General features: G+C 50.9%; 11 protein-coding genes. 3 read left to right on the forward strand and 8 right to left on the reverse strand.

All coding sequences use genetic code 11. The annotated features are described in order from the left end of the window. Positions 1 to 110 precede the first annotated feature (110 nt). A complete protein-coding gene (locus D6M16_RS07800; protein WP_120511308.1) occupies positions 111 to 593 on the reverse strand; it encodes an outer membrane lipoprotein in 483 nt (160 codons plus the stop codon). Positions 594 to 756: 163 nt separating this feature from the next. Between D6M16_RS07800 and cobO the strand changes: the two genes are divergently transcribed. Further along, complete coding sequence (gene cobO, locus D6M16_RS07805; RefSeq protein ID WP_120511309.1) at positions 757 to 1,362, forward strand: cob(I)yrinic acid a,c-diamide adenosyltransferase; 606 nt, start codon at positions 757 to 759, stop codon at positions 1,360 to 1,362. Here the strand turns inward: cobO and D6M16_RS07810 are convergent, their stop codons facing one another. From D6M16_RS07810 to apbC, 5 genes are all read right to left on the reverse strand, one after another. Then, positions 1,363 to 2,406, reverse strand: coding sequence for a metal-dependent hydrolase (locus tag D6M16_RS07810; RefSeq protein ID WP_120511310.1), 1,044 nt, complete (start codon positions 2,404 to 2,406; stop codon positions 1,363 to 1,365). Positions 2,407 to 2,560: 154 nt separating this feature from the next. Continuing rightward, on the reverse strand, positions 2,561 to 4,777 hold the full coding sequence (locus D6M16_RS07815) for an AsmA family protein (protein ID WP_120511311.1): 2,217 nt from the start codon (positions 4,775 to 4,777) through the stop codon (positions 2,561 to 2,563). A gap of 167 nt (positions 4,778 to 4,944) precedes the next feature. Continuing rightward, entirely contained in the window at positions 4,945 to 5,541 is a 597-nt protein-coding gene (gene dcd / locus D6M16_RS07820) for a dCTP deaminase (RefSeq protein WP_120511919.1), read from the reverse strand. Between the two features lie 187 nt (positions 5,542 to 5,728). Further along, positions 5,729 to 6,373 carry a uridine kinase gene (gene udk / locus D6M16_RS07825; protein WP_120511312.1) on the reverse strand — a complete coding sequence of 215 codons (645 nt, stop codon included), beginning with the start codon at positions 6,371 to 6,373 and terminating at the stop codon, positions 5,729 to 5,731. A gap of 213 nt (positions 6,374 to 6,586) precedes the next feature. Beyond that, positions 6,587 to 7,675 carry an iron-sulfur cluster carrier protein ApbC gene (gene apbC / locus D6M16_RS07830; RefSeq protein ID WP_120511313.1) on the reverse strand — a complete coding sequence of 363 codons (1,089 nt, stop codon included), beginning with the start codon at positions 7,673 to 7,675 and terminating at the stop codon, positions 6,587 to 6,589. 163 nt (positions 7,676 to 7,838) lie between these two features. On the opposite strand from apbC, the gene metG reads away from it, so the two are divergent. Together metG and D6M16_RS07840 are read left to right on the forward strand one after the other, a co-directional pair. Then, the gene (gene metG / locus D6M16_RS07835; protein WP_120511314.1) at positions 7,839 to 9,878 is read left to right on the forward strand and encodes a methionine--tRNA ligase; all 2,040 of its coding nucleotides are present in this window, start codon (positions 7,839 to 7,841) and stop codon (positions 9,876 to 9,878) included. Positions 9,879 to 10,273: 395 nt separating this feature from the next. Beyond that, positions 10,274 to 11,575: a dicarboxylate/amino acid:cation symporter gene (locus D6M16_RS07840; protein WP_027252748.1), complete on the forward strand. Its 1,302-nt coding sequence runs from the start codon at positions 10,274 to 10,276 to the stop codon at positions 11,573 to 11,575. 78 nt (positions 11,576 to 11,653) lie between these two features. Here D6M16_RS07840 and D6M16_RS07845 read toward each other — a convergent pair whose 3' ends face one another. Further along, positions 11,654 to 12,640: an HAD family hydrolase gene (locus D6M16_RS07845; RefSeq protein WP_120511315.1), complete on the reverse strand. Its 987-nt coding sequence runs from the start codon at positions 12,638 to 12,640 to the stop codon at positions 11,654 to 11,656. Positions 12,641 to 12,745: 105 nt separating this feature from the next. Next, a complete protein-coding gene (locus tag D6M16_RS07850) occupies positions 12,746 to 14,002 on the reverse strand; it encodes a BatD family protein (RefSeq protein ID WP_120511316.1) in 1,257 nt (418 codons plus the stop codon). Between the last annotated feature and the right edge of the window lie 2 nt (positions 14,003 to 14,004).

Raw genomic sequence — 14,004 nt, forward strand, 5'->3', positions numbered from 1 at the left:
TGTCATCCAAACTATCAGCCAGGCCGCAATATCGCGGCCTGGCTGAACCTGACTGTTCAAGCCGAGCTAACGCCTTGTTTATTATAGAGGTCTCCGCGTTAAAGCATGGACTACTGAGGCACTACCCGTGCGGTTCTGCCGGTGACATTAATCCGCACTTTCTGCCCGACCCGAAAAAGCATATTAGGATCGACAGCCTGGACGATAGCAATGGTTTCGCCTGAATCGAGTTTAATCGTCAGGTTAACACCGTTACTTTCAGACAGATTCTGTGAGGCTTTACTCCCGGCATAACCACCCAGTAAACCACCCCCGATGGCAGCAATATCTGAGCCGCTGCCGCCACCAATTTTCGAGCCCAGTATGCCGCCAACGGCAGCACCTGCTATGGTGCCAATCACATTCTGCTCACCCTCCAAGGTCACAGGATCAATCTGAACAATAGTGCCGTATTTTACTTGCTGGATCTGCTGTGCCTGAGATCGGCCATAGGTATCACCGTAAGGGTTTCTTGCGCAGCCGCTCACTGCCAGCACCACAATAAACAAGACGAAAAGGACATATTTCACAACTTCACCTTCTTTACCTGCCATGGGTTCACGCTAGAAGTATAGCAATCCCTGTTTCCTGCCATTGACTAAGGAGTGAGAGAGTCAACACATCATTAAATCACCAATCCCACTTGCGTCTTCTGCTCTGCTCGAACACAATCACCTCTTTTCTTTTCCGCAGGCACGCCAACATAAAGAGGCAGTTATGGCAGACGAACACAATAAACAGGATCGTTACAAAACCCGGCAGCAAAAAGTCAAAGACGAAGTCGATGCCCGAGTGGCTGCCGCGCAGACTGAAAAAGGGATTTTGCTAGTCATTACCGGTAACGGTAAAGGTAAATCCACCTCTGGTTTTGGTACGATTGCCCGTGCGGTCGGCCACGGTCAGAAATGCGGTGTCGGTCAGTTTATTAAAGGCACCTGGGACAATGGTGAAAGGAACCTGCTGGAACAGCACGGCGTCACTTTCGCTGTCATGGGCACAGGATTTACCTGGGATACGCAAGACAAAGAAGCCGACACAATCGCGGCGCAGACCACCTGGGCGGAATGTAAAAAAATGCTGACAGACGCCAGTTATGATGTGGTTCTACTCGACGAACTGACATACATGCTGACTTACGGCTACCTGGATATTGATGAAGTGCTTGACACGATTGCGCAGCGCCCGCCGGAGCAATCCGTGGTGGTAACAGGCCGCGCGGCTCACCGTCGCCTGACTGACATGGCTGATACCGTTTCAGAAGTCCGCAACATCAAACACGCCTTTGAGAGCGGTATTAAAGCCCGCAAAGGCGTAGACTGGTAATCAGGACGACGGCGCCGAATGATGACAGACCTCAGACGCATGGCAGAGGTCTGCATCAATATCCTGATTGCCTAACAGACGCAGCCACAATGAAGGTAAATGTTTTATCCGCACCGCTGGGCTGTTCAATTGCACTGGCAGCGGGAATTGCCAGTCTGAATGATTCTCCCGGCTGGCAAACACGAACCGGAACGGTAGATAATCTACCATGCCCAGCCGCAGATCGGTGGCGATGATCTGGCTGCCGTTATCTTCATAGCGAATGAACTCACGAGTAAAACGTTCAAGCGCCTGCAATGTTGATGGCTTATCAGTCAATGGCCAGTGACCACGGGCTTTCTCGAGAAAGTCCACAGTGTCTGACTCATCAAGCAGTGACGACAAACCTTCCCAGTAGCTGTCCTCGCCTAACACCACAATTCGCCATAACACAGTATTAAAAGGTGTTGGCGAGACAAAAACCGGTTTGCCTTCCAGGGGGGTGCCTGCCACCTGATTTTCCACTCTCTGCTCAATCATGTGCATCGCCACTACCGACCAGATAAGGTACAGACTTGACAAGATAACACCGGCTTTACACAAACTGGCTATACGATCACGCCACATCAATGCCGCCAGAAGCGTCACTAACAGCGGCAGAGTATATAGCGGGTCAATGATGAAGATACTGGACACCGCCACGCTGACAGGCAAAGGCCATAAGAGCTGAGTGCCGTAAGCGGTGAAGGCATCCAGAATGGGATGGGTGATTAAACAGGCAGCGACCAGTCCCCACAACCGCAAGAAACTGAATGAGGGGGCTGGCCGCCATCTGTGCCAGCACCACGCCAGCAGCAATGAAAACGGAAACAGCACAAAAAGAGAGTGGCTGAACCCACGATGCTTCACCATATCCGAAACGGGATCGCCATAATCGATTACCACATCAAGATCCGGCAGCGTGCCCAGCATGGCACCGGCCACCAGCACTTTGGGTGAAGCGTTTCGGCCCGCTATCATGCCGGCAACTGCAGCGCCCAACGCCGCCTGTGTAACTGAATCCAAGGTCACTCTCCATGATTTTTTTCAAATTGTACCAAACCGCTCAGTCAGAGATAGCCCAACTACATTATCAGTAACAAAATAGCGACGGTTATAAAAAAGGCCAGCGGTTTACCCGGCTGGCCCTGATATTATTGGCTTGTTCGCAAACTGCGCGTTAGTTAAACAGTCCTTTCAGCAGCTTATCCGTGGCTTCTTTGACTTTATCATCGCTGGCTTTGTCACCCAGCAGTTTATCCAGCCCGCGCTGTACTTCCTTATTGGCCTTTTCTTCCAGCCTGTCAGCTTCTTTTCTGGCTTTCGCTTCCAGCTCTTTCGCCCGCTTATCCAGCTCGCTGTTTCGCTTTACCAGCTCTTTAAAGTTGATGGCATACTCTGGCGCCTGCCAGGTACCGGTAATATCGAGCGGCACTGTGATATCAGCGACTTCGTCTACCGATTTACCGCCCTGCCCTTTGCTGGTGGCCACCACAGAGGTATCAATCTGAAACGCCAGTGACTGCTCGGTCAGATCCGTATTTCCTTTGCCATCGACACGCAAAAGAGGCGAAGCCAGATGCATATTATTGGTCGTCGCTTTGCCGTCCTTCAGCATAAAGGTCGCCGTCAGCGCGGAGAAATCTGTCTTTTTCGGTTCGTCCTGCACAGTATCTGACTGACCTTTCAGCTTGGCCTTGGCTTCACGGATCATCTTGGCAATATTGATCCCGTTAACCGCACCGTCGGCAAAATTGATGGCAATTGTCCCATCCAGGTTCTTCTTGAGCCGCGACTCCGCCAGGCCTTTGCCTGCCACTTCAACATCAATGTTACCCGTGCCCGCCAGAATATCATTCTCGGCAACATCCACCAGCAAAGGCTGTACCTGTACACCTTTGATGGCATTGCTGATCTGGTACACAGGCACTGAACCGTTCGCATCCAGTCTGGCTGTGGCGGTTATTGTCCCATCGTACAGCTGGGCTGCAAACTTATTGAGCGAAAATACGCCATTTTTAATCGCTATCGCCAGATCAACATTGCTCAGCTTGGCGTTTGCCGCCACAAAGCGCTTCACCGTCACAGTACCGTCGACATCCAGCTGTTTCAGAACCGACAGATCCGGCTCCTGTTCGCTGACAGGTGCACTGTCAGCCGGTGCCGCATCCGACGTATCAGCTGATGCAGCCTCCTCATTGGCTGCAGCCTCTGCTTCGCCACCTGTCCAGTTATCGACATTAATCTCCTCACTGCTCAGCGCAAAACGGATCACCGGAATATCCGCCTGTTTGAAAGAGGCATCACCGTTCAATGCCAGTTCATCCGCCTTAACCGTCAATCCGCTCAGGGTCGCCAGTGCGGCTTTGAGATCGTATTCAGCATCACCGGACACAGCCACTTTCATCGTCGGTCGGGGTAAAGCGGCACCTTCCAGATCGGAAGTCAGATCCAGCGCCTGCAGCGAAATTTTTGTCTTATCCTGGCTGACCATTAACCGGGTTTTACCGTCAGCGTTGAAAGCAAGATCAGGGATTTGCCCCTTTGCAGACAGCGTCACCTCGCTCCACTCACCCAGATTAAAAGCATCCAGTTTTACCGTGACATTCTCCAGCTGTGTGCCGGCTTCTGTCATACTGGCGGAAAGCTCAGTGTTTTTCAGCGCCGCGTTGTCCAGGGTTTCCGCCAATTGCAGGCTGGTTTTACCCTGGGCAGAGAAGCGCATCGCACCATTTTGTCCCGCCAGATCAAAATTCAGATCCGCCCATTCACCCGGCGCAAACTGACTCAGATTCATGTTCAGCGAGTCCAGTGCAGTCACAGTGCCTGCTTGATCGTCACGCAGGCTGACACTGGCGTTTTCAAGCGCAATGCCTGCCAGGCTGATCACCCACTTCTCGCCGGTTGCTGTTTCGCCTTCGGCCACCACTTCACCTTCACCAGAAGCTGGCGGCTGAGCATCCGTCTTACGAGAGTCTGGCGCCGCCCTGTCTGTGGCCGGTTTATCACCGCCTATGCCATCCAGGTTACTGACACCATCTTTGCGCGTCTGAATAAACACACGGGCATCTTTGAGCGTGACCTGACCAATTTCCAGCCGGTTAGACAGCAGCGGCAGTACAGACACAGACACACCGGCTTCATTGAACTGAACCAGGTTCGCTTCATCAAAACCTGCCGGATTACGAAACTCGGTCCGGCCAATCGCGAAACCTACGCTCGGAAAAAAACGCCAGCCGATATCCCCTTCAATGACCAAATCACGGCCGGTGGCCTTTTTCACCTGTTCCGTAATCAAAGGCTTAAATTGGTTCGGGTCGACCAGCGTCACCAGAACGCCGATTGCCACCACCACAACCAGCACAATGGCCAGCAATACATAGAGAATTTTTTTCATTTTGTCCTCGGAGTGTGTGCCATGTTGAACAACATTTATTGACCTGTGACACACTAAAAATGCCAACAAAAAATGTCAAAATACCTGATTTATTAAAGCAAAAAATAAGGCCACCGTTAAGGTGACCTTATCATTCTGTCTACAATTTAATATGCTTCTGACAATAATCAGCGCTGTTTCTTCTCGTCTTCATTGATTCGGCTGGCAACCGCACCCTGCTGATTGTGATATTTCGCATTGGCGCGCTTGTTATAAGGCTTCTCAGCAGAACCTGAAAGGACCTCAAAACTTAGAGCCCCAATCGGCATATGCGGGCGCAGCGCCAGCGGCAGCCGGCCACTGTTATAGAATTCCAGTACGATTCTGCCAGACCAGCCCGGGTCGATACGGTGCGCAGTGACATGTACCATCAAACCCAGGCGGGCCAGTGAAGAACGGCCGTCCAGCCAGCCGACAATATTATCCGGCAAAGTAACAGATTCGTGAGTCACCGCCAGCGCCAGTTGTCCCGGATGCAGGAAAAAGGCATCGCCGTCAGCGACTTCAATCTCATCACTCATGACTTTTTCGAGCTGTGCCGCAACATCTTCTTTTTTGCCGGAGAGATCGATATACGGTGCACCGTGGTCAGTAAAAATACGGAAATTATTACCTAAGGTGACATCGATTGTCAGACCGCTAATCACATCATTTGAGGGGCGCGGCTCAATACTGATCTTACCTTCATCAAGATAGGCCTTGATGTCCTTGTCACAAAGTCTCATGTTGCGGGTTATCTCCAGGGCAAAAAAATCAAAAAGACTATCAGAAATGTTTGCCGCCACTATAACGACCTGCTCGCAGCAGGTCTATCTTTGCAGCCGCTTGCGTGACATGAGGTCACGCCTTTTTATTACAACACAGAATTCAGGTGACAAAAAAGGCTGACCTGAGCCAGCCTTTGCCATACCTTTACGCTTTAAGTAAGCGGGCAATATGCGCTTTTAGTACATCGATAGCAATGCGGTTCTTGCCGCCTCGCGGCACAATAATATCGGCATATTGTTTAGACGGTTCAATGAACTGCATAAACATAGGACGAACAGTTTTCTGGTATTGCTGCAGTACCGATGACATTGTCCGGCCGCGCTCTGCCACATCACGCTGCAATCGGCGAAGCAGGCAGATATCCAGAGGGGTGTCCATAAAAACGGTGGCATGCATCAGGTCACGTAAACGAGGGTCTGTCAGCAGCAGGATGCCTTCCAGAATGATCACCTTCTTTGGGGTAAGCGTGGTGGTTTCTGTCATGCGGGTGTGCTCGCTATAGCTGTACTGCGGCACTTCGACGGCCTCACCGCGAATCAGGGTTTCGAGATGATCACAAAGCAAGTCGTGGTCAAGGGCATTGGGATGGTCGTAGTTCGTCTTAACCCGTTCATCCATACTCAGGTGACTTTGATCGTTATAGTAACAATCTTCCGTAATAACACCGATCTGTTGATCGCCAACTTTTTCTCTAAGTTCGTTGTAAACCGTTCTGGCAATCAAACTTTTACCGGAAGCAGACGCGCCTGCAATCCCGATAATTACGCATTGGTGTGAATGTTCAGACATATCAGAAAGCACCTGTAAGAATATCTAGCGGGTTATTACCCAAATTCAGTAACCGGCCCCACTCAGCGGCACAGCACTATACTGCAGGTAAAAATTAAACCGCACGATTATAAGGAGTTGACGCCTTGGATACCAGAGCAAATGCGATCTTGCGCTCAAAACATTATGCAAATGCAACGGCAAACAAGGTTTCAACCGTTACATTCACTGCAATTATAGGGTTTTAATACTGATCTGTTCTGCGACAGGTTGCCCATGCCAATAGAGTCGACTGGCTACGCGGCCGGCCAGTTCTATATAAGCCAGAGCCTGCTCGCTACCCGGTGAGGAAGCGACTGTCGGGGCCCCCTCGTCAATATCCTGACGAATCTGCATATGCAGTGGCACCTGAGCCAGCAAAGGAATTGCGTAGTCCCGTGCCATTCTCTCCGCCCCTCCGGTCCCAAAAATCGCCTCATGATGGCCGCAGGCACTGCATATGTGGTAACTCATGTTTTCCACCACACCAAGGACGGGCACCTGCACTTTACTGAACATGTTGATCCCCTTAATGGCATCAGCCAGCGCCAGATCCTGCGGGGTTGTAATCACCACAGCCCCGGTGACCGGCATCTGCTGCGCCATGGTCAGCTGAATATCTCCGGTGCCCGGCGGCATATCGACCACCAGATAATCCAGCTCCGGCCACAGCGTTTCATTCATGATCTGCGACAGGGCTTTCGATGCCATCGGACCTCGCCACACAGTGGCATTATCGGCCGGCACCAGATAGCCAACAGAATTGGTATACAGGCCATGTGCCACGACAGGAGACATCATTTTTCCGTCCGGTGATGAGGGCTTTTCCTCAGCCGCGCCGAGCATCATAGGGACAGATGGCCCATAGATATCCGCATCCAGCAGCCCGACTCTGGCGCCCAGCGCCTGTAATCCCAGCGCCAGATTCACGGCTGTGGTTGACTTGCCTACACCACCTTTGGCCGAACTGACGACCAGCAGGTTTTTAACGCCTTTCAAGAGCGGCTTATCATTCACTGCCAGCGGCGCGACCCGCACTTTGACACTGATATTGAGGTTAGCGGCAACTTTCTGTGCCTGCTGATCAGCAATCCAGCTGGTCAATGCCTCTGCGACCGATAAAGCGGCAAAAGGCAGCGTGATCTTCACCGCCTGATCACCTTGCCAGTGGACGAGACCGGGAGTATACGCCCACTCATGTACCAGCCAGGGATGTGCAAACTGATTTAACCAGTCACACAATGCCGATTTATCGGCAAAAGGACTGTCGGGATTATTTACCATGAGAAAGACCTGTTTTGTTCATTGTAATACGCTGTTTTTATCCTACCACTTTGCGTCTGAAACCGCTCTAATTGTCAGTGATTACGGCTATGAATCAGGCCTGCCTTGGGGTACTATTCAAAGCTTATTATCTTTTTTACCCATCATGAGCGAATAGAGAAATATGGCTGCAAACCCAAGAAAAATTCTGGTGACCTGCGCCCTACCGTACGCTAACGGTTCTATCCACCTTGGCCACATGCTTGAGCATATCCAGGCGGATATCTGGGTGCGCTATCAGCGCCTTCGCGGCAACGAAGTTCATTTCATCTGTGCAGACGACGCGCACGGTACGCCAATTATGCTGAAGGCCCAACAGATGGGGATGGAGCCTGAGCAAATGATTGCCGAAGTGAGCAAAGAGCACCAGGCGGATTTTGCTGGCTTCGATATCAGCTTTGATAACTACCACAGCACGCACTCTGAAGAGAACCGCGAGCTGTCTGCTTTCATCTATAACGAACTCAAGAAAAACGGCTTTATTACCAGCCGCACCATTTCTCAGCTGTTCGACCCAGAAAAAGAAATGTTTCTGCCGGACCGTTTCGTTAAAGGCACCTGCCCGAAATGTAAAGCGGACGATCAGTACGGTGATAACTGTGACAACTGTGGTGAAACCTACAGCCCGACTGACCTGATCAACCCGAAATCGGCAGTCTCCGGCGCCACGCCTGTCATGAAAGACTCAGTGCATTTCTTCTTCGACCTGCCTCAGTTTGAAAGCATGTTAAAAGAGTGGACCAAATCCGGTGCGCTGCAGGAAGAAACATCCAATAAAATGCAGGAATGGTTCGATGGCGGACTGCAGCAGTGGGACATTTCCCGTGATGCACCTTACTTCGGCTTTGAAATTCCAGGCGAAACCGGCAAGTATTTTTATGTCTGGCTGGACGCGCCTATCGGTTACATGGGGTCATTTAAAAACCTGTGTGACAAGCGTGACGACCTGAACTTTGATGAGTTCTGGAACAAAAACAGTTCCACAGAGCTTTACCACTTCATCGGGAAAGACATAGTGTATTTCCACAGCCTGTTCTGGCCAGCCATGCTGGATGGTGCGGGTCTGCGTAAACCGAGCAATGTCTTTGTTCACGGCTATGTCACGGTCAACGGCGCCAAAATGTCCAAGTCTAAGGGGACATTTGTCAAAGCCAGCACTTATCTGGAGCATTTGGATCCTGAGTGCCTGCGCTACTACTATGCCGCCAAACTGAACAACCGTATTGATGATCTGGACCTGAACCTGGAAGACTTCTCACAACGCGTCAACAGCGATGTTGTGAACAAGATTGTCAACCTGGCTTCCCGTAACGCAGGTTTCATCACTAAACGTTTCGACGGCAAACTGGCCGATACCTTCGCAGAACCTGCGCTGTACCAGGAATTTGTCGCAGCAGCTGACCGTATTGCCGAGTTATATGAAAACCGTGAATTTGGTCGTGCCATCCGCGAGATTACCGCTCTGGCTGACAAAGCCAACCAGTACGTCGATGAGAAAGCACCCTGGGTGGTGGCAAAGGAAGAAGGCAAAGATGCCGAGCTGCAGTCAATCTGCTCTGTCGGTATTAACCTGTTCCGTGTGCTGATGACTTACCTCAAACCTGTGATGCCAAAACTGGCAGAGCGCGTTGAAGGCTTCCTCAATGAAACCCTTACCTGGGATGGCATCGCGCAGCCACTGACCGGCCATGAGATTGCCAAGTTCAAGGCCCTGTTCAACCGAATCGACAGCAAGCACATTGAAGCGATGGTTGAAGCATCTAAAGAAGATGCCGCTGCTGAAAAAGCGGTAGCAACCCAACCCGCTGCCGGTCCGTTGGTTGATGAGCCAATCGCGGATGAAATCGAGTTCGATGACTTTGCAAAAGTGGATCTGCGTATCGCGAAAATCATCAGCTGCGAGTCAGTGCCAAAAGCAGACAAGCTGCTCAAGTTCCAGCTTGATATCGGCGGCGAAACCCGTCAGGTTTTCTCTGGCATTAAATCTGCCTACAACCCGGAAGATCTGGTCGGCAAGCTGACGGTTGTCGTCGCAAACCTCAAACCGCGTAAAATGAAGTTTGGTATGTCGGAAGGCATGATCCTGGCTGCCGGCCCTGGCGGCAAAGATCTGTGGCTACTGGAGCCCCATGAAGGTGCCCAGCCTGGCATGCGTGTGATGTAAGGCAGATTCACAGAACAACACCTGAAAAAAGGAGCAGTCGCTCCTTTTTTTTACCCTTATTCCGCAAGTTCATTCATCGCAACGCTCTCGCAAGAATGCGCTTCTCAGCAGCACATACTCCCTACACACTCAGCTATTGATTTCATCAAAATCGCAAAGAGCAGACGATCTAACCAAAAAATGCTTGCTATATCAGTATATAAAGCAATCAAACGGTTTCTGATTTGTTAATGAATCTGAGCTTTCTCTAACAATTCACTCAATAAAGTGTGATCTCATACAAGCTTTAAATCATGACATTGATTTTACATCGCGGGTTTGTAACCGGAACTGGTAATCTGCTCCGCGCTCTGAGGATCAGTAACAGAGCCACATATAATAAGGAGTGTTCTTTCATGAAAACCCAAAACAAAAAACTGTCCCTGACCGCCCGAGTCATCCTCGGTATGGTGCTGGGTATTTTGACTGGATTTATCATCCGCTCGCTTTTCGCTGACACGGCATTTGTTCAAGACTACATAGTTAACGGCCTGTTCGAAGTAGGCGGCTCAATCTTCATTGCCAGCCTGAAGATGCTGGTTGTGCCACTCGTTTTTGTCTCACTGGTGTGTGGTACCAGCACCCTGAGCGATATCAGCACCCTTGGCCGTCTTGGCGGTAAAACGCTGGCTTTCTATCTCACCACGACAGCTGTGGCTATTACGCTTGCCCTCACCATGGGTACGCTGTTTAAACCTGGTGAAGGTGCAGATCTGGCGGCCGCGACCTCTTTTGCGGCCAAAGAAGCCCCTTCACTGGGTGAAGTGATCATTGGCATGTTCCCGACTAACCCTATCAATTCCATGGCGCAGGGCAATACGCTGCAAATCATCGTATTTGCCATTCTGTTCGGTATTGCCATCAGTGCGGCAGGTAAAGCGGGTGAACGCATTGCCGGCGTTTTTGCCGATCTGAACGAAGTCATCATGAAGCTGGTAGCATTGCTGATGCACATCGCACCATACGGCGTGTTCTTCCTGATGGCAAAACTGTTCACCGGTCTGGGCCTGGATGCTATCTATAACCTGATGGGTTACTTCCTGGTGCTGAGCTGCACCCTGATCCTGCACGCCGTGTTCACTTACGGCCTGATGCTGAAAATGTTCTCGGGCCTGAGCCCATTCGTTTTCTTTAAGAAGATGGAAGATGCGATCATGTTCGCCTTCTCCACCGCTTCTTCCAATGCCACAATCCCGGTAACAATGGAAACGGCGACCAAACGTCTAGGTGTCAGCAATAAAGTGGCTTCGTTCACTGTCCCATTGGGCGCGACCATCAACATGGATGGCACCGCCATCATGCAGGGTGTGGCAACGGCCTTTATTGCGCAGGCTTTCAATATCGACCTGACCATGGGCGATTACATGGCAGTGATCATGACAGCGACACTGGCCTCAATCGGTACCGCCGGTGTGCCTGGCGTCGGGCTGATCATGCTGGCGATGGTATTGAATCAGGTAGGTCTGCCGGTTGAAGGTATCGCTATCATCATGGGTGTTGACCGCCTGCTGGATATGATTCGCACTGCCGTTAACATTACAGGCGACAGCGTGGTCACCTGTATTGTGGGTAAGTCAGAAAACGAAATGGACATCAGCCGCTTTAACGATCCTAAAGCGGGTGAAGAAGACGAAGAAGTGCATTTGCACAAAGCTTAATCAGCAAAATTAATGCATGAAAAAACGCCAGTCTTCCGAGACTGGCGTTTTGTTATGAAGCCTTTTGATACCCGATATTTATTGAGGAAATACCCGGTTCCAGTCTTGCTTCATATCGACCACGATCCACTGCTCTTTTTCAGCCACGGGTAATGCTTTGTCCAGCCGGCCTACCGATGACTCTTTATCGTAAGCCCATTCCCGCTCGGCATCTGTGTGATGTACCAGCACAGACATTCGCGGACCTTCCCCGGCTTTTGTCCATTGCAGCATGGCCAGGTCACCATCTGAGTTACCGACAGCTATCACAGGCCGCCGGCCAATGATTTTCTGAATATTTACGGGTTTGCCTTCTTTGTCATCGACAAAATCTATTTCAGGCAGGCGTGAGATGACAGGTTTACCATCAATATACTTATATTCCGTCTTGATACTGGAGCCAATGATTTGCTCGGGAGGAATTCCATAGACCTGAGGTGCCCAGGCCCGCATAAACTCGACACCGCCACCAGACACAATATAAGTTTTATAGCCATTGCTTCTAAGATACCCGAGCAACTCAATCATGGGCTGATAAACCATTTGCGTGAACAGCTTTTCTGTCGCCGGATGTTTGGCCGTTTTCATCCATTGATCAACCGACTGCGAAAACTGATCGGTCGTCATATTGGCATGAGTTGCCATCACCAGTTTCATCACGCCTTCCATCCCTGATTTATTTACCCCTTCCATGTCTCCCTTCAGAAGGGAGGCAAAGGGCTCTTCCGTTTTCCACTCTGGGTGTTTGTCTGCCTCATCTTTCACTCTGTCAATTGCGTAAAACAGCTGAAAGTACGCCGGTTGTTCTGCCCACAAGGTGCCATCATTATCAAAAACAGCAATCCGCTCCTCGACGGGTACAAATTGGGGTGAGTTTTTATCAGTTGTCTGCTGTACAAACTGCATCATCTGCTGTTTGGTTGCCGTGTCATTCCATGACGGAAGCGGATCTGTCGCCGCCGATACAGCAGGTACAATGACGGCATTCAGCCATAGCAAAAGCAAAAACCTTGTTGCTCGAATCATACAAATCCCCTTAGCAGTCGGTAGGTTAGTGTTACCTGATGTAAAAAATCTCATGAATATGACGTTGTATGCTTAGTTCATGCGTCCGGATAGTCGCTCAGCTCCTTACGGAGGCGGATACCTGCGCGCCAGTTGGCGTAACGGCTGAAGAACCTGATACTGACTCTCCTCTTTCTCCCTGCGGGTGATTTGCCGCCACATCGATTGCACGAGCCGACTGTCAATCTGCGTCGACATCAGCCTTTTGCTGTCAGCTACCCACTTCTCATCCTGCGAAAAATCAGCCAGCGTGCTCAGTTGCGTCTTTTCATAGAGCCTCTGATAAATAAGCTGGCGGCATTGTGGCCAGTCCTGATGCCGGGCAGCACGCCATAACAGATAACGCGATGGCAACGGATGGCCGGAAAAATAGTGTTTAGCCGCTTTTAATGCGATCAAAACCAGTGCAATCAGCGCCAGTGCCGCAATCAGCCAGGGCGCATAATATTTCAGCCAGGACTGGAGCGTGTGTTTCACGGTGAAGGTTTTACCTTCAAGGGTCAGTGTATTGAGTTGCTGTTTCTGACTGTCCCACCACTGCACCTCGATCGCCGGAAAATGTATCTCGCCGCCGCCCTGAAGCACGTAAGTTTCCTGTTCGGTTCTGCTTGCAGAATACATACCGCGATTGTAGCTATCCTGCAGATCACTGGGGGAAACATAAGTCTGATAGGCATCATCAAACAGAGGCTGAGATGGGTTCGGCAGCAATGCGGACAGCGTGCTCTCCGCCTTGAGTGTGATCTGCCGCGTGATGCTGTCACCGGCGTGCAGAGTATCTGCACTCTGCTGCCAGGTTTGCTCAAGTGAAGCCTCCGATGCCGCAAACCAGGGCCGCTGACCGGTCAGCGCCGGTGAGGGCAATGATGCCGAAAAACGAAGTTCGGGCGTCATTAAGATCGCTTCTTTATTTCGCCCTGGTGATAACGAAACCTCGACCGTCACTGGAATCGGCTGTATGACATACTGGCCCGACTGGGTGACAAAAACCGGAATTTCCCAGCTTTGATGGGACCAGGTTGTCCCTTGACGCTGCTCGGTATAGTTCACCGCTTTCAGGCTGCGTTGCGAGGTCATGAGTCCGGGATCGGTGATCTTGCCAATCCGGGTGCCGGCGGTAAACCAGGTCAACGTTGCCAGATCGATATGCAGCGTTATCATTTCATTGACGGCTACCTGCCGAGCCTCTTTCTGACTGGCCGTTGTTAACCAGGTTTTAATCAGTACACGGTTACTGTCACTGCTTTCTTCTGCCGCCTGTATCTGCGGCACAGTCAGCGCCAGTACCAAAGGCAGCAGGACAAAGATTAAAGCGCGCGGCATAA

Origin of the sequence: Photobacterium salinisoli (assembly GCF_003614885.1) — a bacterium.
GTDB classification, from domain to species: domain Bacteria; phylum Pseudomonadota; class Gammaproteobacteria; order Enterobacterales; family Vibrionaceae; genus Photobacterium; species Photobacterium salinisoli.

Coding starts and splice junctions, on each gene's coding strand:
- apbC (WP_120511313.1), bottom strand. CDS start 7,675: ATGGTAAATAATCCCGACAGTCCTTTTGCCGATAAATCGGCATTGTGT.
- D6M16_RS07845 (WP_120511315.1), bottom strand. CDS start 12,640: ATGATTCGAGCAACAAGGTTTTTGCTTTTGCTATGGCTGAATGCCGTC.
- D6M16_RS07815 (WP_120511311.1), bottom strand. CDS start 4,777: ATGAAAAAAATTCTCTATGTATTGCTGGCCATTGTGCTGGTTGTGGTG.
- metG (WP_120511314.1), top strand. CDS start 7,839: ATGGCTGCAAACCCAAGAAAAATTCTGGTGACCTGCGCCCTACCGTAC.
- cobO (WP_120511309.1), top strand. CDS start 757: ATGGCAGACGAACACAATAAACAGGATCGTTACAAAACCCGGCAGCAA.
- udk (WP_120511312.1), bottom strand. CDS start 6,373: ATGTCTGAACATTCACACCAATGCGTAATTATCGGGATTGCAGGCGCG.
- D6M16_RS07840 (WP_027252748.1), top strand. CDS start 10,274: ATGAAAACCCAAAACAAAAAACTGTCCCTGACCGCCCGAGTCATCCTC.
- dcd (WP_120511919.1), bottom strand. CDS start 5,541: ATGAGACTTTGTGACAAGGACATCAAGGCCTATCTTGATGAAGGTAAG.
- D6M16_RS07800 (WP_120511308.1), bottom strand. CDS start 593: ATGGCAGGTAAAGAAGGTGAAGTTGTGAAATATGTCCTTTTCGTCTTG.
- D6M16_RS07850 (WP_120511316.1), bottom strand. CDS start 14,002: ATGCCGCGCGCTTTAATCTTTGTCCTGCTGCCTTTGGTACTGGCGCTG.